Source organism: Natrialba magadii ATCC 43099, from assembly GCF_000025625.1.
Lineage (GTDB): Archaea > Halobacteriota > Halobacteria > Halobacteriales > Natrialbaceae > Natrialba > Natrialba magadii.
Genome location: NC_013923.1, coordinates 235,532 through 259,464, shown reverse-complemented (window position 1 = coordinate 259,464; position 23,933 = coordinate 235,532). Strand labels below are relative to the sequence as shown.

General features: G+C 61.9%; 20 protein-coding genes. 9 read left to right on the top strand and 11 right to left on the bottom strand.

The genetic code is table 11. The features are described 5' to 3' along the window. Positions 1–80: 80 nt before the first annotated feature. The 4 genes from NMAG_RS18630 to NMAG_RS18615 are packed head-to-tail and all read right to left on the bottom strand — an operon-like array spanning position 81 to position 4,077. Positions 81–920, bottom strand: a complete 840-nt coding sequence (locus tag NMAG_RS18630; RefSeq protein WP_012996916.1) for an ABC transporter permease — start codon at positions 918–920, stop codon at positions 81–83. Then, complete coding sequence (locus NMAG_RS18625; protein ID WP_004214375.1) at positions 917–1,837, bottom strand: ABC transporter permease; 921 nt, start codon at positions 1,835–1,837, stop codon at positions 917–919. The genes NMAG_RS18630 and NMAG_RS18625 overlap by 4 nt, the downstream gene beginning before the upstream one ends. Continuing rightward, positions 1,834–2,916, bottom strand: coding sequence for an ABC transporter ATP-binding protein (locus NMAG_RS18620; protein ID WP_004214374.1), 1,083 nt, complete (start codon positions 2,914–2,916; stop codon positions 1,834–1,836). Before NMAG_RS18620 ends, NMAG_RS18625 begins: the two co-directional genes overlap by 4 nt. 9 nt (positions 2,917–2,925) lie before the next feature. Continuing rightward, the gene (locus NMAG_RS18615) at positions 2,926–4,077 is read right to left on the bottom strand and encodes an ABC transporter substrate-binding protein (RefSeq protein WP_004214373.1); all 1,152 of its coding nucleotides are present in this window, start codon (positions 4,075–4,077) and stop codon (positions 2,926–2,928) included. Positions 4,078–4,363: 286 nt separating this feature from the next. On the opposite strand from NMAG_RS18615, the gene NMAG_RS18610 reads away from it, so the two are divergent. Next, the gene (locus NMAG_RS18610) at positions 4,364–5,482 is read left to right on the top strand and encodes a class II histone deacetylase (RefSeq protein ID WP_004214372.1); all 1,119 of its coding nucleotides are present in this window, start codon (positions 4,364–4,366) and stop codon (positions 5,480–5,482) included. Positions 5,483–5,647: 165 nt separating this feature from the next. Here NMAG_RS18610 and NMAG_RS18605 read toward each other — a convergent pair whose 3' ends face one another. Beyond that, the gene (locus NMAG_RS18605) at positions 5,648–6,997 is read right to left on the bottom strand and encodes an aspartate aminotransferase family protein (RefSeq protein WP_004214371.1); all 1,350 of its coding nucleotides are present in this window, start codon (positions 6,995–6,997) and stop codon (positions 5,648–5,650) included. Positions 6,998–7,256: 259 nt separating this feature from the next. On the opposite strand from NMAG_RS18605, the gene NMAG_RS18600 reads away from it, so the two are divergent. Continuing rightward, on the top strand, positions 7,257–7,811 hold the full coding sequence (locus tag NMAG_RS18600) for a pyridoxamine 5'-phosphate oxidase family protein (protein ID WP_004214370.1): 555 nt from the start codon (positions 7,257–7,259) through the stop codon (positions 7,809–7,811). A gap of 224 nt (positions 7,812–8,035) precedes the next feature. Next, on the top strand, positions 8,036–9,421 hold the full coding sequence (locus NMAG_RS18595) for a glutamine synthetase family protein (protein WP_004214369.1): 1,386 nt from the start codon (positions 8,036–8,038) through the stop codon (positions 9,419–9,421). A 9-nt stretch (positions 9,422–9,430) separates the two neighbouring features. On the opposite strand, the gene NMAG_RS18590 is transcribed toward NMAG_RS18595, so the two are convergent. Further along, positions 9,431–10,690, bottom strand: coding sequence for a methyl-accepting chemotaxis protein (locus tag NMAG_RS18590; protein WP_004214368.1), 1,260 nt, complete (start codon positions 10,688–10,690; stop codon positions 9,431–9,433). A 104-nt stretch (positions 10,691–10,794) separates the two neighbouring features. On the opposite strand from NMAG_RS18590, the gene NMAG_RS18585 reads away from it, so the two are divergent. Next, a complete protein-coding gene (locus tag NMAG_RS18585) occupies positions 10,795–12,813 on the top strand; it encodes an FAD-dependent oxidoreductase (RefSeq protein ID WP_004214367.1) in 2,019 nt (672 codons plus the stop codon). Between the two features lie 15 nt (positions 12,814–12,828). Here the strand turns inward: NMAG_RS18585 and NMAG_RS18580 are convergent, their stop codons facing one another. From NMAG_RS18580 to NMAG_RS18565, 4 genes are read right to left on the bottom strand one after another with little or no spacing between them, the layout of a single operon-like run. Continuing rightward, entirely contained in the window at positions 12,829–13,650 is an 822-nt protein-coding gene (locus tag NMAG_RS18580; protein ID WP_004214366.1) for an ABC transporter permease, read from the bottom strand. Continuing rightward, positions 13,647–14,627: an ABC transporter permease gene (locus tag NMAG_RS18575; protein WP_004214365.1), complete on the bottom strand. Its 981-nt coding sequence runs from the start codon at positions 14,625–14,627 to the stop codon at positions 13,647–13,649. The genes NMAG_RS18580 and NMAG_RS18575 overlap by 4 nt, the downstream gene beginning before the upstream one ends. Further along, the gene (locus NMAG_RS18570) at positions 14,611–15,687 is read right to left on the bottom strand and encodes an ABC transporter ATP-binding protein (protein ID WP_004214364.1); all 1,077 of its coding nucleotides are present in this window, start codon (positions 15,685–15,687) and stop codon (positions 14,611–14,613) included. The genes NMAG_RS18575 and NMAG_RS18570 overlap by 17 nt, the downstream gene beginning before the upstream one ends. 22 nt (positions 15,688–15,709) lie before the next feature. Further along, positions 15,710–16,771, bottom strand: coding sequence for an extracellular solute-binding protein (locus tag NMAG_RS18565; RefSeq protein ID WP_004214363.1), 1,062 nt, complete (start codon positions 16,769–16,771; stop codon positions 15,710–15,712). A gap of 173 nt (positions 16,772–16,944) precedes the next feature. On the opposite strand from NMAG_RS18565, the gene NMAG_RS18560 reads away from it, so the two are divergent. Then, positions 16,945–18,306: a glutamine synthetase family protein gene (locus NMAG_RS18560; protein WP_004214362.1), complete on the top strand. Its 1,362-nt coding sequence runs from the start codon at positions 16,945–16,947 to the stop codon at positions 18,304–18,306. Between the two features lie 103 nt (positions 18,307–18,409). Here the strand turns inward: NMAG_RS18560 and NMAG_RS18555 are convergent, their stop codons facing one another. Beyond that, positions 18,410–19,567, bottom strand: a complete 1,158-nt coding sequence (locus NMAG_RS18555) for an NAD(P)/FAD-dependent oxidoreductase (RefSeq protein ID WP_237076852.1) — start codon at positions 19,565–19,567, stop codon at positions 18,410–18,412. A gap of 312 nt (positions 19,568–19,879) precedes the next feature. Between NMAG_RS18555 and NMAG_RS18550 the strand changes: the two genes are divergently transcribed. From NMAG_RS18550 to NMAG_RS18535, 4 genes are all read left to right on the top strand, one after another. Next, positions 19,880–20,521 carry a type 1 glutamine amidotransferase gene (locus NMAG_RS18550; protein WP_004214359.1) on the top strand — a complete coding sequence of 214 codons (642 nt, stop codon included), beginning with the start codon at positions 19,880–19,882 and terminating at the stop codon, positions 20,519–20,521. A 135-nt stretch (positions 20,522–20,656) separates the two neighbouring features. Continuing rightward, positions 20,657–22,042: an aspartate aminotransferase family protein gene (locus tag NMAG_RS18545; RefSeq protein WP_012996914.1), complete on the top strand. Its 1,386-nt coding sequence runs from the start codon at positions 20,657–20,659 to the stop codon at positions 22,040–22,042. An 83-nt stretch (positions 22,043–22,125) separates the two neighbouring features. Further along, positions 22,126–22,278, top strand: coding sequence for a hypothetical protein (locus NMAG_RS22255; protein WP_004214354.1), 153 nt, complete (start codon positions 22,126–22,128; stop codon positions 22,276–22,278). Continuing rightward, positions 22,275–23,420 (top strand): NAD(P)/FAD-dependent oxidoreductase, encoded by a 1,146-nt coding sequence (locus NMAG_RS18535; protein ID WP_004214353.1) that lies wholly within the window; start codon positions 22,275–22,277, stop codon positions 23,418–23,420. The genes NMAG_RS22255 and NMAG_RS18535 overlap by 4 nt, the downstream gene beginning before the upstream one ends. The last annotated feature ends 513 nt before the right edge of the window (positions 23,421–23,933 follow it).

Here is a 23,933-nt window from a genome sequence, read left to right as displayed (position 1 = left end):
GAGAGGACAACGCAGAAACGAGTACGAGTACGCGAATCGGGAAGGTGGTGGCGAAGCGGCGCGCCTTGCCTAGTCGTCACCTAGCCGTCGTGCGTCGTGATTCGCTCGACGTTCGTCAGCGCCACCGCGATGAGCACGGTGGAGATGGCGAAGACGATGAAGACGACGCTGATGACGTTCACTTCAGGCGTCGCATGCTGTCGGAGCTGGTCCCACAGGTACGTCGGCAGCGTTTGCGTTCGCGCGTCCTTGACGAAGTAGGTGTAGACGAACTCGTTGAACGAGATCGTAAACGCGAGCAAGCCGGCTGCGACGACGCCGGGCATGATGTTCGGGACGGTGATCTTCCGGAACGTCGTCAACTCGTTCGCGCCGAGGTCGTACGACGCCTCCTCTAACGACCGGTCGAAGGCAACCAGCGTCGGAACGAGGATGAGGACGGTAAACGGGATCACCCGAATGACGTGTGCGGCGACGACCGTCCAGAAGCTCGCCTGGATGCCGACGATGCCGAAGAAGATCGTCATCGCGACACCGACGACGATCAGCGGAACGACGATCGGAAGCACCGCGACGAGCTGGAGTATGCTCTTCCCAGGGAAGACGTAGCGGTCGATGGCGTACGCGATAAGCACTGAGAGCGCCACTGCGATCGGCGTCGTGATGAAGCTGATCTGTAGCGACGTGATCGTCGCGCTAATCGCAGCGTCGTTCTCCAGGAAGACCATGTACCAGTCGAGCGTGAGACTCGACGGTGGGAACGTGAGTACCTCCCGTTCTGCGAACGACATGAAGGTCACGACGAAGATGGGAAACCAGAGGTAGAGGATCGCGAGCACGAGGCACGTGAGCCCTGCCTTTCGTCCGTGGTTGTAAGCGACCCGCTCGAGGAGATTCCACGCAGACGAGAGTGTGCTCATTCGCCCTCACCTCCGAGGTCGAAGAAGTCCCCGCCGGCCAGCATTCCCAGCACGAGCATGGCAACGACGATGACCGCGACGGTGATACTGAGTGCGGCACCGAACGACCAGTTGAACGCCTCGATAAACTGGTTTTCTATTACCATGCCGACCATGGTGTTGTCCGTCCCGCCCAGAAGCTGGGGCGTGATGAACGAGCCGAAGATCGGAATTCCGACAAGAATCACGCCGACCATGATCCCGTTTTTCGTCATCGGGAGCGTGATCGAGAGGAACGTCTTGATCGGTCCTGCTCCGAGATCCATCGACGCGTCGATGAGGTCCTGATCGAGGTACGAGAGCGAGGCGTAGAAGGGAAGGACTGCCAGCGGCAGGTAGATGTAGATAAATCCGATGAGCACCGCCTCGTGGCTGTAGAGCACGCCGAGGGGTTCGTTTATCGCGCCGACGAACAGCAGTGCTGCGTCGAGGACACCGTTCGTCTGCAGGATGTTGATCCAGGCGTACATCCGGATGATGTAGTTCGTCCAGAACGGCATGATGACCAACAGCAGAATCATCGTCGTCCGTCGGGAGAACCGGACCATACTGTAGGCGATCGCGTAGCCGATGAGCACCGTCAGTATCGTCGCCTGCGCCGTAATCACGGTCGTCCGCCACAGGACCGACAGATAGACGTCCTGCGTGACGAGGCGCATGTAGTTCTCGAACGTTGCTGGTGCTGGCGGCATCCCCTCGAGAAGGGAGAGGTACGCCATGAACACGAGCGGCAGGAGGAAAAAGACCGCAAGCACTAGTGCAGGCGGAAAGACGATCAGGAAAATCTTCAGCCGTGGGCGCTCGCGCAGGAATGACTGCCAGTGTTCGAACCCGTCTGCCACGTTCGCACGAATACCGGGCAGTCTGGCCGAACTCATGCCTCAGACTCCCTCCGCGGGAAGAGGTAGGCGGCATCGTCACTCCACGAGACGCCGACCTCGTCACCGACATCGAACTGACTCGATCCTAACTCTGCCGTGACCGTCCCGACGTTGGTGTCGATGTGATACGTCGTCGTTCCGCCCTTGTAGATGCGGTTTCGGACCGTTCCTGCGATTGCGTTCGCCTCGGCTGCTGTGGACGGCTCGATTCGCATATCGTCCGGCCTGATACAGAAGTCGATCTCGTGGTGGCCGTTGTCGCGGACTCCCGGATCGACGTACGAGCCATCAACCGCCCGTGTCGCGTCGTCGATGTCCACCGTGATATTGCCGTTGTCGCGCTCGAGTTCCGCCGGCAGCGTGTTGATATCGCCAATGAAGTTCGCGACGAAGCTGTTGTTCGGCTCGTCGTAGAGTTGCTCTGCGGTCCCGATCTGTTCGATCTGGCCGTTGTTGAGGACGATCAGCCGGTCGGAGACGGCCATCGCGACCTCCTGGTCGTGGGTGACGTAGAGAAACGTGATGCCGGTCTCGTGTTGGATCTGCTGGAGTTCGATCTGCATGTGCTGGCGAAGCTTTCGGTCGAGCGACGCCAGCGGTTCGTCGAACAACAGTAATTTCGGTTCGTTGATCAGTGCCCGGGCGAGCGCGACACGCTGTTGCTCACCACCCGAGAGTTCGTGGGGCTCACGGTCGCCGTACCCCTCGAGGTGGACGATTTCGAGCATCTCCTGGACGCGGTCCTCGCGCTCGTCGGCTGGAACACCGCCTTGCTTGAGCCCGTACGCGATGTTTTCGGCGACGGTCAAATGTGGAAACAGCGCCAGGTCCTGAAACATCATGTTCACGTCCCGGTCAAACGGCGGCTCCCCGACGACATCGTCGCCGCCGATTCTGATCTCGCCCGCCGTCGGGGACTCGAAGCCGGCGATCATCCGTAGAATCGTCGACTTCCCGGAGCCACTCGGTCCCAGAATCGAGATGAATTCTCCCTCGGTGATATCGAAATCGACGTCGTCAACCGCCAGCACCGAACCGAACTCCTTTCGCAAGTCGTGGATTGTAATGTCAGACATCGGTATCAGTCAGTTCTTCACTTCGGTCCAGATCTGGTCGTACGTCTGGAGCAGGTCGTCGCCGAGCGGTTCAGCGAACATGAGGCGGTCCTCGAGTTCACCCCAGCGGAAGAACTCGATTTCTTCCTCGGTGATCGTTCCTTCCTCGAGATCCTCGGCGTACAGCTCTTCGAAGTCGTCGTGGTCGATCGCTGGCGGGTAACCGCTCTCGTGGAAGATGTTCTTGAGGTTGTCCGGCTGGGTGACCCAATCCATGAGCAGCGTCGCTGCACGCGGGTTTGGACAATCCGTCGGGATTGCCATATCGTCGAGCTGGTACAGCCCGCCCTCTTCGGGAATCGTGTAGTTGATCGGCGCTTCATCCTCGAATCGGGCGAGGTACGTCTGCCCGTCGAGCAGCGGACCGACCACGACGTCTTCGTTGACGAAGAGGCCGCGGGCGTGGTTGTACTCGTCCCAGAGCGTTTCGTTGAGGTCGATCTGCTGTTCGAGCACTTCCTGAATTTCGTCCAGATCGTCGGGATCGAACGGGTCCTGGTCCGTGTACAGCGCCGCGATCTGGCAGGGGTACTGCGCTTCGTCCCACATGCAGATGTCGCCGGCGTACTCCTCGTCCCAGAGGACGCCCCACGAATCCGGCGGACTCGAGAAGTGATCTTCGTTGTACGTCAGCGTCGGGTACAGCAGCAACGACTGGGGCATCGCGTACACCTCGCCGTCCTTCCCGGCGTAGTCGTGCATGGTGTCTTGCAGGAAGTCGGGCAGCGCCTCCCAGCCCTCGAACTGGTCGACCGGCAACGGTTCGAAGAAGTCGTTCTCGACGGAGCGAACGGTGTAGTTCCCGGTCGAACCGACGTGGTCGATAGCGTGGTTACCGGCTTCTAAGCGGGAGTACCACTCCGCCGCGGAGGAGTAGCCGGTCGAGGAAGAGCTCTCGATGCCGTACTCTGCGCTGAACTCCTCGACGGTCCAGTCACGGAAGTCGTAGAACCAGTTCCACATGTTGATCTCGTTTTCCGGTTCCACGTCGTCGAGGTCGACGTCGATCGGGCGCACGTACTCGCGGTCATCGCCCCCACCGAGGCAACCGGCCGCCGCCGCTGCGCCGCCGGCAACCGTTGTTTTCAGAACAGTCCGTCGGCTGATATTTCTCTCAACCATGCTCTTTGTTATCTGCTCACACCACATATAGATTTCGACGAGAATGTCTGATGCTGAATTCTGTCCAATAATACTACTAATCAATGGAAAAGAGACGAATGTATGGACAACAGCAGTCTGTATAAGGACATATAACGCACTCTGTCTACCAGGCTCCAGTTTTCGGACGGAAACAATGTCTATGGCCGATCACGAGCCAGATTAGTGGTGTCCCCCCAACGCTTGACCTTGTCAGACCGGTCACGGAGACAGAAGGTCTTATGTGAAATGACAGAGAGTACCAGGCATGGGCCGAACGATAACCGCATTCTGGGACGAGAGCTTCATTGCTCACGAACAGCCAGCCGGCGAATTCGAATCCGAGTGGACTGGCAGACTGGCGTATCGCCAACCACATCCAGACCGACCCGAGCGACTCAAAAACATCTACAGCATCCTCCAGGCCGAACTCGCCGACCACGTCACACTGGCTGACGTCGAACCCGCAACTCGAGTGCAACTCGAGCGCACCCACACCGCCGACCACATCGACGACCTGCAGGCGTTCTGCGCCGACGGCGGCGGGCGGATCACTGCCGAAACCGGCGCGAACGAACACACCTTCCGTGCCGCTACCCACGCCGCAGGTGCGGCCTGCCTCGCTGCCGAACACGCACTCGAGCATTCCTTGGACAACGTTCCGTACGCGATGGTCAGACCGAGCGGCCACCACGCTCAGCCGGAACAGGTCGATGGCTTCTGCTATTTCAACAACGTCGCCGTCGCAGCGGATCACATCCTCGAGACGACCGACACCGAACGCGTCGCCATCGTAGACTGGGACGTGCACCACGGCAACGGCACGCAGGAGTGCTTCGAGGACCGCGACGACGTGCTCGTGATCGGCATCCACAACGACCATTGGTCGTGGGACCCCGAGGCCCACCCGCAGACGGGCGACCTCGACGAGGTCGGCACTGGTGACGGCGAGGGTTACAACGTAAACGTCCCGCTCCCGCCGGGAACCGGTGACGAAGGCTACGAACACGTCTTCGACCGTATCGTCGAACCCCTCTTGCGTTCGTACGATCCCGACCTACTGCTCATCAGCGCCGGCCAGGACGCCGGTACGATGGACCCGCTTGGGCGCAACGTCGTCACGAAGGGCGGCTTCGAAGAACTGGGGCGGCGCGCACGAGTGCTCGCTGACGAGTACGCCGGCGGCAACCTTGCCGTCGTCCAGGAAGGCGGCTATCAGGTCAGCCACCTCGCCTACGCGACGCTCGGTGTTCTCGAGGGCGTCCTTGGCGTCGAAACCGGCATTGACGATCCCATGGCCTGGATGGACGAAGACTACGACTCCGCACGGCGCACCATCGAAGACATCGCGACGTATCACAGCGAGTACTGGCCGGCACTCGAGTAATCGGGGCGACGAGATTCCCTGTTCCCTGCTCCGTGTCTCGTTTCTGGTTTTCGTTTCTCATCTCTCGTCTCTCGTCTCTCGTTTCTTGTGCCTCAGCTTCGGCTCTCGGTTTCGGCCCCAGTCGAGACAGTGTGCGTCAAAAACAGGGTGTGAACGCAGGCTCCGTCAGGACTCTTGCTGTTCGGCGAGCATCGGAGCCACGTCCTTGAACGCCTCTAAGTGGCGGTCGATGTGTTCGTCCTCGTGCTGGACGCTGATGGTCCACTGCTGGGAGGCGTGGTGGGGGTGTGGCAGGACGCCGCGTTCGAGCATGGCGAACCAGTAGTTTTCGTGGAACTCGACGTCGACGTGTTCGTCGAAGTCGCGGTAGTTGTTGATTTCCTCGTCGGTGAAGACGACGATGCCCTGGGAGTTGACCTGTTCGACGTGGCCAGCGAGGCCCTCGTCGGCCATGATTTCCTCGTAACCGGACGCGAGTCGGTCGCCGAGAGCGTCGACGTGGTCGTAGGCGTCGTCCGTGAGCACCTCGTTCAGCACGGTCGTCACGGCGCGCAAAACGAGTGGGTTGCCGTTGTAGGTGCCGTAGTGGGCCGCCCCGTTCTCAATCTCGCGCATGATGTCTTCGCGGCCGCCGAACGCGCCGACGGGCGTGTTTCCGCCGATGCTCTTTGCCATCGTGACCAGATCGGGCTCGACGCCGTAGTATTCCGCCGCACCGCCCGGTGCGACCTTCACGCCGGTCTTGACCTCGTCGAAAATGAGGACGACGTTGTACTCATCACACAGCTCGCGCAGTCCCTGCAGGTACTCGCCGTGTGGCTGCGTGACGCCGACGTTCATCACGATCGGTTCGACGATGAGCGTCCCGATTTCGGTCGCGTTCTCCTCGAGAATCGACTCGATGGCGTCGAGGTCGTTCCACGGGCCGATCTCGACGGTGTCTGCGATCGCTTCGGGAACACCCTCGCTCTCGATCACCGTGGTTGGCTGTTTCGGGTGGCCGAGTTTGTGTGCGGGAACCGACTTGCTCAGCAGGACGTAGTCGTGTGCGCCGTGATACGAGCCCTCGATCTTCAAAACCTTCTCCCGGCCAGAGTAGGCTCTGGCGACCCGAATCGCGTGCATCGTCGACTCGGTGCCGCTGTTGGTGAACCGAACGAGGTCGATCGGATCCCAGCGATCCTTGATCGCCTCAGCAGCCTCCCCGAGCAGTTCGTGTGGGTGGGTGAACAGCGTCCCGTTCTCGAGTTGGTCGCGCAGTGCGTCGGTGACGGCGGGGTGGTTGTGGCCGACCATGCCCGCGCCGTTGTTCAGGTCGTAGTCGATGTAGCGGTTGCCGTCGACGTCGTGGAGGTACGGCCCGTCCGCTCGGTCGATAACCATTGGATACGGTTCGAACGCACGGTACGTGCTGGCGACCCCTGCCGGCACGTGCTCGTAGAGTTCTTCGTATGCTCGTTCGCTCGTTGGCGTTCGCTCGCGGTAGGATGCGTCTATCTCGTCCCAGAGCTCCATATCATGGTAGTTCGAGGCACACCTAATAAATTTTTGTCTTAGAGCGGCCGTTCGCGGCGAAAATCGCTCGATATGTATCGCGCCGCCCATCTGTCTGTCCGGGATGAACAGCTATAGTAGCCACTGCAAGTCACTGCACACCTGCTCGCCAGATGACTCGGCGAGCAGTGTGTAACTAGTTGCAGTTGTTACTATAGGACAAACGCAAGCTATGTGGGTAGTGTGTACACTTATCACACCGTTCGCCAAAACAAACGCTATGGACGACTCTCCGAGCGTCGCATCCGACGACATACGATATCAGGGTAAGGCAGTTTCTGACGAAGACTGGATCCGGGAGTTCCTCGCCGGGCAAGAAACCGGCGTCCTCGGACTCACCGACGACGAGGAACCACACCTCGTCACGCAACTGTTCGTCTGTGAGGGAGATTCGATCTACGTCCACGGTGCCCGCGACGGGCGCGCCTACGACCTCGTCTCGAGTACCGACGAGCCACAGGCCTGTTTCACGACGAGCGAGATGGGCCGGTTCATCCCTGCGGAGGAGCCGGTGAACTTCACCGTCGAATACGCAAGCGTCGTCGCCTACGGCCCGGTCTCGCTTCTCACGGAGCGAGCGGAGAAACGGGAGATACTCGAGTCCTTCATGGACAAGTTCGCCCCACAGCTCACCCCGGGCGAGGATTACGAGCCGATGAGCGAGGAGTCGATCGATCGGACGGCCGTCTACCGGCTCGCGGTCGATCGCTGGAGCGCCAAACGCGGCGAGAAGCCGGCGGACGAACCGGGGGCGTACGACTCCCCGCTCCGATGAGCGCTGTGTGCGGTGGTCCTGACAGTCAGCAGTGACCCGTGTCAACGAGTGACTTAATACGGTCGAGTGAGACGGAAGACGATACGAACAGACAATGGGAGCAGACACCTTCGGGCACCGACGATATTCCAGCACTGCGGCGGGATGCCAGCGACTGGCCGAATCGACTGTGACCGCCTCCGATCACCACCACCATACTGGAGCCACCCACACTGGAGGAGCCAATGACTGACGCGACCGAACCAACACCGAGTGAGCACGACGACGACCACGTCGAGCACATGCTCGACCTGCTTTCAGACCCCGACATCGACCACGTCTTCGTCGAATTTTCAGACATCAACGGCATCTCGCGTACCAAACAGCTACGCACCGACTATTTCCTCGACTCGTGGGAGACCGGGTTTCCGGTGAATCTCCTTCTCCTCGCACAGACACCGCGCAACGCCGTCCCCGAGGGCTCCGGCGTCGGCGAGGAGATCGACTACGGCGACGGCAGACTCCGGCCACTTCCGCACACAGCGTGTCGTCTCCCCTGGCGTGACGACGCGGCCCGTGTCCTCTGTGACGTTGTCGACGGCGGCGGCCTCGTCGGTGCCGCCCCCCGGACCGCGCTCGCGCGGGTACTCGAGTCCGTCCCCGACGAGGTCGATTTCGAGTTCACCGTGGGAAGCGAACTCGAGTTCTACCTGCTTTCCGAGACGGAGTCTGGGTCGGGCTACGAGCCGATCACCTCCCACAAACACGAGTGTGTTTCCTGGGCAACCGAGGAGGTCTCGGCGTTCTACAACGATCTGGCGGCCTGGAGCGAGGAGTACGGCGCAACGGTGACCTCGCTCATGCACGAACACGGTGCCGGCCAGCTCGAGGTGCTGTTCGAGTACGGCGAGCCGATGGGGCAGGCCGACGACACGTTCGATTTCAAGCGCCTGGTCAAACAGACCGGTCGCTGTCACGATCTGTGGGCGACGTTCATGGCCAAGCCGTTCGGCGGGCGCGCAGGAAGTGGATATCACCTCCACATTGGGGCGTTCCGGGACGGCGAGAACGTGTTTGAAGCGGACGACGTGGATATGAGCGAGCGTACCACCAACGACGGCGAGGCCACCCTTTCACGAACCGGCCGCCAGTTCGTCGCCGGCGTCGTCGACCACGCAGACGCCCTCGCCGCGCTCGGCACACCCACGATCAACGGCTTCAAGCGCTACGAACGCGGCTCGTTCGCGCCCTACACCGCCTCCTGGGGCTACGACAACCGCATGACGGGCCTCCGAATCCCTTCCGGAACCACCCGCATCGAGAACCGAATTCCGAGCGCCGACGCGAACCCCTACCTCGTCATCGCCGCCACCATCGCGGCCGGCCTCGACGGCATCGAACGGGACCTCGAACCCGAACCACCCGTCTCCGGCGACCCCGCCGGCGACCGGCCGCCGCTTCCACAGTCACCCGAACTCGCACTCGCCGCACTCGAGTCCGACGAGACGCTGACCGCTCGCCTCGGCGAGGACCTGATCCAGGCGTTCGTCGCCGCCAAGCGAGCGGAACTCGAGTCGTTCCGCAAGACGGTGACCGACTGGGAGCGAGAACAGTACGTCGAGACGCTCTGAGCCGGGTTCCTATTCTGCGCCGACCGTCGAGGATCGGTCGCGGTCGCGCTCGCGCGCTGGCTCCGTCTCACCGTCGTGCGCTGCAGACCGTTTCGGTGCGATCTGTTTGTAGGTGTTGTCAACGCGCCAGACGTAGCCCTCGATGGCGACGACCTCGCCGTTCTCGTCGTACCGCCCTCGTCCCTGCTCGCGGACGCGAATGACGTCTCCGCTGGCTGTGTTCATCCGGTACTCGAGTGCGAACGAGTCGCGCCGGTCGAGGTGCTTCTGGACGGTTTCCCAGATCGCTGCCTGGTCGTCGTCGTGGACGATGTCGTCGCCGACGGAGACCTCGCCGCTGACGAGCTGTGACGACGTATAGCCGGTCAGTTCGGCAATACCCTCGGAGGCGAACTGCACCGGCCAGCCCTTTTCATTCTCGTTGCGGTAGGCGTAGCCGGGGAGGTTGTCCACGAAGGACGTAATGTGCCGAATCCGCTGGCGCTGTGCGTCTGCGTCGGCGTCGACCGCTGTCATCTCCTGTTGGACCGTCTGGGCCTGCTCGGAAACCGTGTTGAGTCGCGTCGCCAGTTCGGAAACGCTGACGGCCTGATCGTCGTTCGCGTCTGCAATCTCGCGGACGCCGTCGCTCGAGCGTTCGACGGCGCGCTGAATCTCGCCCAGCGCGTCGGCCATCTCGTCGACCTGCGCAACCATCTCCTCGACGGATCCCTGCGTCTCGGTGCCGCGTTCGAGTCCGGTCTCGATGTCAGTCGTCAGCGTGTCGAGGACCGAGCGGATCTCGGTCGCGTTCGACTCCGTCTCCTCGGCGAGTGCTTTGACCTCGTCTGCGACGATGGCGAAGCCGGCTCCTGACTCACCGGCGTGTGCAGCCTGGATACTCGCATTGAGTGCCAGTACGTGCGTTTGCGTGGCAATATCGACGATGATGTCGACGATTTCGTGGACGCGGTCGGTCTGTTCGCCGACCGATTCGACGGCGTCCAGCAATCGTTCGACGTCGGCAGATGCCTGATCGGCGTGCTCGCTCACCCTCTCGCTCCGTTCGACGCCGCTCGAAGCAGTGTCGGACGCCTCCTCGGTTAGCGTCTCGACCTCGGTCGCACTCGAGGCAACCTCCTCCATCGTTGCACTCAACGTGTCGATCTCGCGGCGCAGCGCCGCGAGTTCCGTCGACTGCGTTTCGGTTACTGCGACCGTCTCACCGATGCGCTCGTGGACGGTCTCGGTGTGCTCGACCACGTTTTGCAGTTCGCCACGTTCACTCATGTCTGTAGGTTATGTGATACTGGCATAGCAGTTATGGCCGTGATGCGTTGTCGGTCTGTCACGGCTGTCGATACATTTGTGTTGTATGATACCAAGATGCAGGTATGGGTTACGAGAGTCTCTTCGACCCCTTGTCAATCGGTGACGTCACGCTGCGGAATCGAATCATGTCCTCGGGCCACCAGACGACGCTCGTCTCGGATCACCTCCCGACCGAAGATTTCACCGCGTATCACCGGGCCCGCGCACAGGGTGGGGCCGGTCTGATCGTTCTCGAAGCTCACGCAGTCGACGAGAGCGGTCTACTGACCTCGCACACGATCGACGCGAGCCGGGACGCCATCGTTGACGCCTACGAACCCGTCACAGAGCAGCTCCACGACGATGGCGCGGCCGTCTTCGCACAGCTCTTCCACGGCGGCCGCGAGCGCTACACGGGCGACTACGCACCGCCGGCCCCTGCGCCGTCGGATACGCCGACCGACCGACTGAAGGTCGTCCCGAGACCGCTGACGACCGCGGAAGTTCGCGAGATGATCGACTCCTTCGCCGCTGCAGCCGAGCGGATGGAGCGGGCCGGACTGGACGGCGTCGAGATCGTCGGCTCGCACAGCTACCTCCCCGCACAGTTCTGGAGTCCGCATCTCAACGACCGCACCGACGAGTACGGTGGCGACCTCGAGAACCGCTGTCGGTTCACCGTCGACATCGTCGACGAGATCAGGGAGCGAACCAGCGACGGCTTCGCCGTTGGTGTCCGACTGAGCGCTGAAGAGCGCCACCGCCGCGGACTCGACTTTTCGGAGACGATCCCCATCATCGAGCACATCGACGCCGCCTGCGACCTCGACTACTGGAGCGTCGTCGTCGGCAGTTCGAGTACCCACCGAAGTTGTAGCTACATCGTCCCGCCGGCGACGGAGGACCACGGCGTCGTCGAACAGCCCGGAGAGGCCGTCAAGGAACTCGTCGATGTCCCGGTAATCGTCACCTCGCGGATCAACGAGCCTGAAATCGGCGATCAGTTGATTCGAGAGGGCGCAGCCGACGTCGTCGGGATGACGCGAGCGCTCATCGCCGACCCGTCGCTGCCTCGGAAAGTGGCGACCGACAACCGCGAGAACGTAACGCCCTGTGTCGCCTGCAACCAGGGCTGTATCGGCAGATACCAGGAGGGGCTCCCGATCCGCTGTACGGTCAACCCCGAGACGGGACGCGAGCGAGAGTTTGCGGACGACGAGACTGTCTCAACAGCTTCGGCCGTGACCGTCGTCGGCGGCGGCCCCGCCGGACTCGTCTGTGCGACGGCCGCAGCCGACCGCGGCCACGACGTGACGCTCCTCGAGCAAGCGGATCGACTCGGCGGCCAGGTTCGCCACTACGCCGACCTCTCACATCGCGGTGCGTTCGGCGACTGGATCGACACGCTCGCGACCCGTGCGGCGAACGCGGGTGTCGACGTCCAACTCGAGACGCGGTTCGAACCAGCCGAACTCGCGGACGCAGGCGCAGACGCAGACGCAGACGCAGACGCAGACGACTCGGCGGACGCCGTCGTGCTGGCGACAGGAGCGGCTGGCCGCGTGCCGAATATTCCAATCACCGCCGATGCGCGTGTGTTGACGCCCGGCGAACTGCTCGCAGACCCCGATAGCGTCCGCGGCGACACCGTTCTCGTCTCGGACTGGGACGGCAACGAGGCCGCACTGGACGTGGCTATGGCGTGTTCCGAGTCTGGTCGCGCAGCGAGCGTCGAACTCGCGACGGCGACGTACTCGCCCGGCGAAAACGTCCAGCAGTACGTCCAGAACCAGCTCCTCGGCACGCTTTCGGAGCGAAACGTCACGTTCACGCCGCACACGCGAGTCGCCGAAATCGGTGCTGCGGATGACACGGGTGCCGGGACAGACGTTGTACTCGAGAACATCCACAGCGAGACCCGCGAGCGGCGGAACGATATCGACGTGGTCGTCTTCGCTCACCGCGGAGAGGTAGCCTACGAGCCGTTCCGCGAGGCGGCGGCGCAGACGGACGTGCCGGTTCATCGGGTCGGTGACTCCTGGGCGCCGCGCTCGCTCGACGAAGCGGTTCGAGAAGGGTACGAACTGGGACGGGAGCTGTAGCGGTCCCGTTTGTCGTTAGAACCGCCGCAGCCGCGTCGCCATCCCCGCGATGGCGATGCTGATGAGCAACACGACCACGCTGATTGCGTACACTTCTGGCTCGATGTCCGCTCGAACCATGCCCCAGATACGGACTGGCAGCGGCACTGCACCGCCGCCGCTGACGAAGAACGAGATGAGGAACTCGTCGAACGAGAGCGTAAAGGAGAACAGCGCCGCCGCCACGATGTTCGGCATTAGTGCCGGCAGCGTCACCTCGCGGAACGTCGTCAGCGGGTCCGCGCCGAGATCCATCGCGGCCTCCTCGAGTGTCCGGTCGAGGCCGATGACGCCTGCACCGACCACGAGCGTCGCGAACGGCAACGTGTAGAGCACGTGGCCGACGACGATCGGGAAGAAGCCACGGCCGATCCCGAGCTGTGTGAAGAAGACGTACAGCCCAATCCCGTAGATGATGATCGGCAGCGTGAGCGGGACGAAGATGAGGTAGGTCGCGATCGGTCCCTTTCGCTTCGGCCAGTCGAATCGTGAGAGGCCGAACGCTGCAACGACTGCCAGCACCGTCGAGATGATCATCACCACGATGCCGATCTGGATGCTCAGCCACAGCGAGTCGATCAGGTCGCTTCGAGTCGCGAGGCTCGCGTACCACTCGGTCGTAAAGTCCCAGCGCAGCCCGTATCGGCCGGCGTCGAACGACATGAGGACGACGACGAGAATCGGACCGTAGAGGAACAGGTACGTGAGCAACGTCACGAGTTTCAACCCGCTCCCGGCACCGTCGTTGGGATCTGAATCGGAGCCGACCCGATCGCGGATGGAGTCGGCAACGCTCATAGGCCACCTCCGCCAAGGCCACGAGAGCCTTTGACGTCGATTCCCCACCGCATAGCGATCCAGATCGTTCCGAGGACGACCACGACCAGAATCACCGCTAGCGCAGCGCCGAAGTTCCAGTTAAACGCGGTGCCGAACTGGTTTTCGATCACCTGCGCGTACATTCGGCCACTGGTCCCGCCGAGCAGCGAGGGCGTCACGTACGCCGCTGCGGTCTTGATGAAGACGAAGACGCCACCGGCGAGCGCCCCAGGGAGCGTGAGCGGGAAGACGACTTCACGGAACGCTTCCCAGCGCGAAGCACCGAGGTCGCGTGCTGCTTCGATCAGCGACGAATCGAGTCCCTCCATACTCGCGTACAGTGGCAGGATCGTGAACGGGACGAAGACGTAGACGAGCCCGATGATACTCCCGATATAGTTGTTCAACAGCGGTAACGTCGGTAAGCCCACCGTCGTGAGCGCGCTGTTGATGAACCCGTTGTTCGAGAGGATCGGAATCCACGCGTACGTCCGGATCAGGTAGGACGTCCAGAACGGGATAATCACGAGCATCACGAGCGCGATCTTCCAGCGTTCGGGTGCGTACTGTCCGAGGTAGTAGGTGATCGGATACGAGATCACGAGCGACAACACCGTCACGATGACGGCGATCCCGATCGATCGGCCCAGCAACCGCACGTAGGACAACTCACCGAACTGCAGCGACGTGATCGCCGAGACATCGATGAACCGTCCGAAGTGTTCGAACGTCAGCCCCGACGCGAACGGATCCTCGACGAAGATACTGTAGATCAACAGCAACGCGACGGGAACCGCGTAAAAGACGGTCAGCAGGATGAGGACCGGGCCGAGGCTGATCGAGCCCTTGAACACCTCGCTGTCTGCCCACTCGAGTATCCGCTCGCGAAGCGTGCCGGTTTCCGGTGTTCGCTGAGAGCGGACCGGATCCGTAGCGACGTCATCCTGTGAGGACATTGGTGTTCTCCTGATCCCAACTGATCGTACACTCGCTGCCTGGCGTCGGGAGGTTGACCGTGTCGATCACCTGCTGTTCGAGGACGAGTTCGGTGCCGTCGATGGTGACGTGCACTTTTGCGACGTTCCCCTGGTAGATGACGTCCTCGACTTCGCCGCGGAGTGTCACGGAGTTTCCGTTCCCGTTCCCTGCCCCATCGCCGAGTGCGATCTTCTCCGGGCGAATGGACACGGAAAGCGACTGGCCGTCCGTGGCCGCAGAGAGCGAGTCGATCGGGACATCGACGCTTCCACACTCGACGATGGCAGCGTTCCCGTTCTCGACGTAGGTGCCGTCGAGCAGATTCGTGTCGCCGATGAAGTCGGCGACGAACCTGGTTCGTGGGCTCTCGTAGATTTCCGTCGGCGTGCCGCGTTGTTCGATTTCGCCCTCGTTGAGGATGATAATCTCGTCGCTCATCGTCAGCGCTTCTTCCTGATCGTGAGTGACGTAGACGAACGTGATGCCGAGTTCCTCCTGCAGATTCTTCAGTTCGACTTGCATGTTCTTTCGCAGTTTCAGGTCGAGCGCGCCGAGTGGCTCGTCGAGCAACAGCACCTCGGGTTCGGTGATCAGCGCTCGCGCCAGCGCAACGCGCTGTTGTTGTCCGCCGGAGAGTTCGTCGATGCCGCGGTCTTCGATCCCCGGCAACTCGATCAGATCGAGCATCTTCGCGATCCGGTCGGATCGCTCGTCAGCAGGAACGTCGCGCATCTTCAGCCCGAAGCCGACGTTCTCGCCGACCGTCTTGTGCGGGAACAATGCGTAGCTCTGAAAGACCATACTCGTCGGTCGTAGATACGGCTCTTCCATGGTGATGTCGTGGTCACCGAGACGCACGCGACCCTCCGTCGGCGTCTCGAAGCCGGCGATCATCCGCAGTGTCGTCGTCTTGCCACACCCGGAGGGACCGAGCAAGGTCACAAACTTCCCCTCATCGACGGTGAAGCTGACATCTTCGACTGCGCGAACGCTGCCGAAATCCTTCGTCACGGAATCGACGTGTAGTGTTGAAGTCATACGTAGAATACCCTCTCAGCGATTAGACGGTGACGTCCGTCCAAATCTCGTCGTAGGTCTGGATCTGATCGTCGTCGTTGTACGCCGGGAACTCGGTGTTCTCGAGTGCCATCTCGAGGTTGTACTGGTCGAGTTCCTCGTCGGTGTAATCGACCGCGTCGGAGACGACAATGTACTCCGGCCCCTCGAACCACGCCCGGGGGACTTCGGAGACCATGTAGTCGATGAACTGCTCGGCTTCTTCTTTGTTCTCCGAGCCGCGGGCGATACAGAACGAGTCGATCCAGCCGATAGTTCCTTCCTCCCAGAAGGCCAGCGAGACCGGTTCGTCCTCCGCCGCGAGGCGGTGGTAGGCACCGTCCCACGATGTCCCAATCGACGCCTCGCCCTGCTGGAAGATCTGGATCGACTCCGCAGAGGAGGTCCAGTAGGTGTTCACCAGGTCGACGTGTTCGTTCAGCGCGTCCTCGACCGCCTCCAGATCCTCGGGCTCGTCCGGATCCTGGTCGAGGTACTTCGCTGCGGTCCAAATCTGCGTCGCCGCGTCGTCTCGGCTCGTGATCTCGCCGGCGTACTCGTCGTCCCAGAGCACGTCGTAGCTGATCTCGTCGCCGAGATCGCCGACCTCCTCGTGGTTGTAGATTGCGCCGTCGAACCCGAACGTCATCGGGACGGCGTAGAGTTCGTCGTCGAACCAGAAGTCGTCGAGCTTCATCTCCTCGAAGATGTACTCGTCCCAGCCGGGGACGTTATCCAGGTCGATCGGATCGAGGAGGTCGTTCCGATATGCACGCTCGAAGTCTGCGCCTGGCGCGGACGGCGTCCAGACGTCGTACGTTCCCTCTGGAGAGGTCTCGATCTGGTTGATCGCGTCGGCGTTCGACTCGTAAGTCTCGGTGTTAACCGTGATCCCTGTATCCTCCTCGAACGGCTGAATCCAGCTGTCGTCGATGTACGCCCCCCAGCTGAAGTAGTTCACGACGTCGTCGTCGTCACCACCAAGACACCCTGCAACTGTTCCCAGTGCCGCAGCACCACCCGTTGCGGTGAGAAACCGCCTACGTGATTGCTTACCAATTGGCATGTCAACACATGGTCGTATGAAACAGGAGTATTAATAACTAGGGGAGGGTCTGAACGTGAATTGGCAGTCCCCGATAGTGATTGGATATAATTCATCTCGAAAGCAACAGCGTCAGCGATGCTGGCCGAGAGCACCCATATTTTTAAGGTGTCTACCCCGTTTCAGTACTGACAATGACTGACACGGAAGCGCGGCTCGAGTCGATGGTGCAGGCCGACGACATTAATCACGTGTTCATCGAATTTCCCGACCTGAACGGCCTGTCCCGGTCGAAGCAGCTCGATGCGGACTACTTCCTCGACTCCTGGGAGGACGGGTTCACGATGAACCTCGCCTTACTCACACAGACGCCTCGAAGCGACGTTGTAGAGGGGTCGAAGTACGGCGACGAGATCGACTACGCCGACGCACTCGTCCATCCAGATCCACGAACCTGCCGACGTGTCCCCTGGCGCGACGACGCTGTCCGGGTCATCTGCGACTTCGAGTTTCGGGGCCAGTCGGTCCCCGGCGCTCCACGAACCGTCCTCCAGTCCGTCGCCGAACAGATCACCGAGTTCGGACTCGATGCGTCTGTCGGCAGTGAACTCGAGTGCTTCCTTCTCGAGTCGGTCGGTGAGGTGGGGAATAGCAACGGCAGCGACGAGATGCGAGCAGGAACCCAAACGGGGACGAACTATGTTCCAGCGACGAGTGACAAGCACGAGAATCTCACGCGGGCGACGGAGGAGGTGTCTCCGTTCTACGACTGCGTCTACGACTGGGCGTCAGCGTTTGGACTGGATCTCACGACCGTCCATCACGAGTTCGGCGCTGGACAGATCGAGATTCTCTTCAAGCACGGCGACCCGCTCGGCCAGGCCGACCGGACGTTTCGGTTCAAGGAACTCGTCAAGCACGCAGCGACAGCCTGTGACCAGCACGCGACGTTTATGGCGAAACCGTTCACCGACCGGGCCGGGAGCGGCTACCATCTCCACGTGAGTCTCTTCGACGACGGCGAGAACGTCCTCGAAGGGACCGACGGCGACCTCTCAGAGCAGGGGCGACACTTCGTTGGCGGGCTCCTCGAACACGCCGATGCACTCGCCGCGCTCGGGACGCCGAACCTCAACGGATTCAAACGCTACCAGCCGGGTACGTTCGCGCCCTATTCAGCCTCCTGGGGCTATGGAAATCGGATGACAGCGATACGCGTCCCCGGGCACGGAACGACCCGCGTCGAGAATCGCATCTCGAGTGCCGACGCCAACCCCTATCTTGTCGTCGCGGCGACGTTGGCTGCGGGACTGCACGGCCTGGAGGCCGAACTCGAGCCGCCCGCACCGTCGGAGGGGGACCCGTCCGGGTCACGACCGACGCTGCCCCAGTCGCCGCGAGAGGCGATCGTCCGTCTGGAGGCCGATGAGGTACTCACGGAATATTTGGGCGAAGATGTCGTCTCCGAGTATGCCGCACAGAAGCGCCACGAGATCGAGCGCTTTTACAGCCAGACGACGGCGTGGGAGCGAGACGAGTACATCGAGATACTGTAGCTCGTGGTCGGCCACTCTCGCTGTCGCTGCGGTCGATGCCGAGGTTGCGGTTCACGACAGTTTTGGTCCTGATTCGAAGCAATACTGCTCAACGTTGGTCCGGCTACGGACCAGTTTCAGCTGCCGTCGGCGCGATGTAGGGAAACTCCCACGACGGATCCGGTTCGAATCGGTCGGCTCGGTACGGCTCCAGCGGGAACGGGGCGTCCTCATCGGTGACGTGTGCGCGAATCGCGCGGCCGACAGCCGGCCCGGCCATGATGCCGAAGCCGTGGAGTCCGGTCGCGACGACGAGCCCTGTCGGTCCGTTCGACGGTGAGTCGATGATCGGAAGGTGGTCCGGCGTTGCGGCATCCCCGGAGGGGCAGGTGTCGTCGGTTGCGAATCGTGCGTCGGTCAACGCCGGGAGCCGGTCCGGAATCGTCCCGGCGACGAGCCGTTTGAATCCCTCGACTGTCGTCGACCGGATCGAACCCGGCTCGGAAACGTAGTAGGCCCCGCCACCCACGTGGAGGTCGCCGTTGTGTTCGGGCCGCCAGTAGAGCCGTGACTCCTGGTCCCAGGCGATCGGATAGTCACTAATCTCGGCCCCTGTCTCGAGGTTGGCCGTCTGGTAGCGGAACGGACGAACCGGGAGGTCCACGCCGGCGAGGTCCGGCGTGCGCCAGCCTGCGGCGACGACGACCTGGTCGGCGCGGACTTCGCCGTCGTCGGTGCGAACCCCGCGAGCAGTTCCGCCATCGACGATGAGCTCGGTTACCTCGGTGTTCGTCCGTATCTCCGCGCCCTCGCTTACCGCTTCGTCTGCCAACGTGGCCGCGTACGTGTACGGATCGACCCAGCCGGCGTCGTCGAAGACGACCGCGCCAGCGTGTGCCGACGTATCGAACATGTCAGGATAGCGGTCCGCGAGAGACGCACCGTCGTGTGCCGTCACCGCAAAGCCGTCGTCCCGGAAGTCTGCGGCCTCCTCGCGTAGCCCCGGAAGCTCCGGTGTCGTCCGCAGCTGGACGAACGGCCGCTCGTGAAACGAGAACTGGCCAGTGCCGTCGAACTCCCGGAACGATTCAATCGAGTAGCGGGCGGCTTCCCGCCGCTCGGCGTAGTCTGCAACCACGCTAACCAGCCCCGATGCGTGACCGGTTGCGCCGCTTGCAATCGCGTCGCGCTCGAGTACCGTCACGTCGTGATCCGGTGCCAGTTCACGAGCTGCGCTGAGTCCTGCGATACCGCCTCCAACGATGAGGATGTGTTCTGTCATTGGGTTGGTGCCGACCGTCTCAGTCGGTTCGTGAGATTGTGTGTCATAGACATACATAAACGCACCTCTCGTGTTGGCTATCTTGCTTACCACGCACGTTTCATACGCCCACCTCGCTCGCTACACTCATTGCGCTCACCGCAGTCACTACACCTACCACGCACATCACGACGCCAACCGCTCCGCTCACCGCAGTCACTGCACCGATCACGAACACCACGACGCCAACCCGCTCCACTCACTCCGCCGACCACCTTCTCACGACACCGCTTCCCGTCAGAATCATTACGGACCCACACTATGTGTTGACCAATGATACTCGTCCTCGACCTGGAAGTGCAACCCGACTACCGCTACCTCGCCCCCGAAATCGCCCGCCTCACACCGGGTGAGACGGAATATCGCGTCTTCGTCGACAAGCCGGTGCAGCCGGATCTGGAACCGTACGATGGCGTCATCCTGTCTGGTAGTACTGCAAGCGTCTACGACGACGAGCACGCCGACTGGATCGAGCCAGCCGAAACACTCGTCCGCCGCTGTCGCGACGAAAACGTGCCGTTGCTCGGCGTCTGCTTCGGCCACCAGCTCATCCATCAGGCGCTCGGCGGCATCGTCGAACAGGACGAACGACGCGCGACGTTCGTCGAACTCGAGTCCACCGCTGGCGACGACCGCGCACTGGCCGACCTCGACCCCGTCGTCCCCGTCCTGCACGCCGACCTCGTCGTCGATCCGGCCGATGCACTCGAGTCCACCGCGCAGACGGCGTACAACGCACACTTCTGTAGCCGACACGCCGAGGCACCGATCTGGACGGTCCAGTTCCACCCCGAGTTTACCGAGCGTGTCCGCGACGAACCAAGCGACTGGGCCGATGGTGATCACTCGTTCGAGGACTCGAACGCGACGCGGGTCCTCGAGAACTTCGGGCGGTACTGTCACGGCGACGAATAGCGCGATTGGACCGTCCCAGTCTGCCATCGGAGCGAGCGGTTCTCTCGGACGCTGTTGGAACGCTGCTAGATATGGAGAATCGTCTCCGCTCATTTCCCCAAAAGTATTAATAAAATACTACCCCTCCTTTCTACAATGAGCCCTGGTGACAACAGGCATGACCACAGTCGACGACTTCGTGAGCAGACACCGAAGAGCGAGCAGTTACACGAACGAGCAGCCGAAGTAACGCCGCTCGGTGTCGAATCGAACGTCAGATCGTTCGACCCGTATCCCTTCTACGTCGAGGAGACATCGGGCTCGACGGTGACGGACATCGACGGCAACGAGTATCTCGATTTCCTGCTGGCACTCGGCCCGATCATCCTGGGGCACAATCACCCGGATGTCACTTCGGCGGTGAAGGCGCAGGCCGAACGAGCCGATCTGACGGCCACACCCCAGCGGATCGCGATCGAGTTCATGGAGCGGATCGTCGAGATGACACCGAGCATCGAACAGGTTCGACTCGCGAACAGCGGGACCGAAGCGACGATGCACGCGATCCGAACTGCGCGGTCGTACACGGGCAACGACCTCATCGCGAAGCCGGAGGGCGGCTACGCCGGGGCACACGACTACGCGCTGATGAGCGTCTACGCGGACGAGGAGGCGCTCGGGCCGAAGGAGCGGCCGAACACCGTTTCGTACGGGACCGGGATTCCCGATGTCGTTGAGGACACCGTCGTTGCGATTCCGTTCAACGACAAGGAGAACACCGAGGCAGTGTTGCGCGAGCATGCAGACGACCTCGCAGCAGTCATCATCGAACCGGTGATGTTCTCCGCGGGTTGTCTGAAACCCCAGGACGGCTACCACGAGTTCCTCCGCGAACTCACGGAAGAACTGGACATCGTCCTCATCTGGGACGAAGTGATGACCGGCTTCCGTCTCGGCCCGGCCAGCGCGCAGGGTCGGTTCGGCGTGACACCGGATATGACGACGTTCGCGAAGGCGGCCGGCGGCGGCTACCAGGTCGGTGGCTTCGGCGGCAAGCGCGAGATCATGGCCGAAATCGAACCGCCGGAAGACGAGGACGCCGAATCGTGGCACAGCTCGGCGTTCCACGGCGGGACGTATAACGGCCACCCTGTCTCGTGTGCGGCTGGGCTCGCGACGCTCGACGTGCTGCAGAACGAGGACGTCTACGAGCACATCGACCGGATGGGCGAACGCCTGTTTGAGGGACTACAGGAGGTCGCCGACGACGTGGGTCTCCCAGTCAACGTTCAGTACGTCGGTTCGATGGGCCAGGTGTACATGACCGACCACGAGATCCGACACTACCGGGATACCTGGCACGCGAACAGCGAGCAGTACGCCGACTGGTGGCGCGAGGCGGCAGCCGGCGGCGCACTGTTTGGCAACCCGATGCAGAGCGAGCGCTTCTTTACCACCTACACGCACAGTGAGGAGGAAATCGACCGTGCGCTGTCGATCGCTGAGGATGCGTTCAACGAGGTGAATCACGAGTACGAATGACAGACTCGAATCGAACGCGAACCTCGAAACGGAGACCGGCATCGAATCCGAGACCGACACCGATAGTGACCGTGGCAGCAACGATGGGAACGAGCATGATCACGACCACGACGACTGAACCGATCAGAGCCGATCACAAGGGAACCGAGAGCGACGATTCTGACCGTTCTGCAGCCGAAACAAACGCCGAATCGAAAGCCGAATCGAACCACTACAGTTCGGAGGCCCCACGATGAGCGAGCGCGTCGCCATCGTCGGCGGTGGCGTCATCGGCTGCGCCGTCGCACGCGAACTCGCACCCGACTACGACGTCGAGGTCTTCGAGAAGGGACAACTCGCGAGCGAAGCCTCTGCACTCGCAGCCGGCGAGATCACGATGCTCTCGAGTTACGAGGACGAGCCAGCGGTCGGCTGGCACGCGGTTGACTTCTTCCGGGAGTACGACGGCACCGGCGAGTTCTCCTACACGGAACTGCCGAGCATTGGGCTCGTCACGCCGGATCGCGAGGACGAAAAGCGCCGCTACGCCTCGCGAGTCGCGGCTGATGACCTTCCCGTACGCTATCTCGAACGCGAGGAGGCGAGCGAGGCGTATCCCACGTTCGACTTCTCGGATCACGCGGGCGTCATCGAACACGGCGTCTCGGGCTTCGTCGACCCCTACACGTTCGCGATTACGCTCCACCACGACGCGCGCGACGACGGCGCGACCTTCCACACCGACACGGCCGTTCACGACCTGCTCGTCGAGGACGGGGAAGTCACCGGCCTCGAAACCGAAGACGGCCGCGCCGAGGCCGACCACGTCGTCTGTGCCGCCGGGTGGCGCACGCGCGAGTTCCTTCTCGAGTACACTCCGATTCCGGTCCGACCCTATCGCACGCAGTGTATCGTTCTTGAGCCAGAAACACCGCTTCCAGACGGCTTCCCGATGGGCTGGTACCCCGGCGAGCACGTTTACTTCCGACCGGAGCACAACGGCGACTTCCTCATCGGCGGCTGGTCGTTTGCCGAGGAGAATCCGGAGGGTGCGAGCGGACAGGCAGACGCGGAGTTCCGAAATCACGTTGCCGAGCTCGTCCCGACCTTCCTCGAAGGCTTCGAGGAAGCGGGTTACGTCGACGGCTGGGCGGGTGTCGACGGTGCGACGCCCGACACACGACCGATCCTCGACGCACCGGCGGACGCACCTGACGGCCTCGTCGTCGCCACAGGGTTCAACGGCCGCGGTGTGATGACCGCGCCGGTCGCCGCGACCGCCGTCCGCTCGCTGCTCACTGGCGAAGATGCACCGTTCTCACTCGACACCTTCGCGATCGACCGGTTCGATACGCGCAGCGACGACTTCGAGTTCATCAGCATCAGCGCGGGCAACTGATACGGATTGCTGTACTGATTTACCGGCGCAACTACGGCACGGGTCGCAGTTGCACTGGAAATGACTTACAGCAAACCGTACAAACTGCGATCGAGATCCGCCGACCGCTTCATACCGACGCGACCCCGAGTGGACTGCGAGTGTGTTCTTTTCCGTCGACTGCTGGATGGCGACTCTCAGATGAGGCTATAGTAACAACTGCAACTAGTTACACACTGCTCGCCGAGCAGGCTGGCGAGCAGGTGTGCAGTGACTTGCAGTGGCTACTATATTGTCACGCGACTCGAGTACCAGCGTCTTCCATCGAACGGCCGACTTCGCTCTGTGGTCGTCTCGAGTGCTATGCGTTGACCTGGTTTGGCAGACCATTTCACACATGGTAAAACGGTCGTGGTGCCATGTGTTGTGCGAACGTATGAGCGTTCGATTGTGGGAGGTGCAGTGGAAGCTAGTGACAGTCTCATTCTATGCGGTCGCTGTAGAATTGTGTTCATCACTACCGTGGCTTCTTTT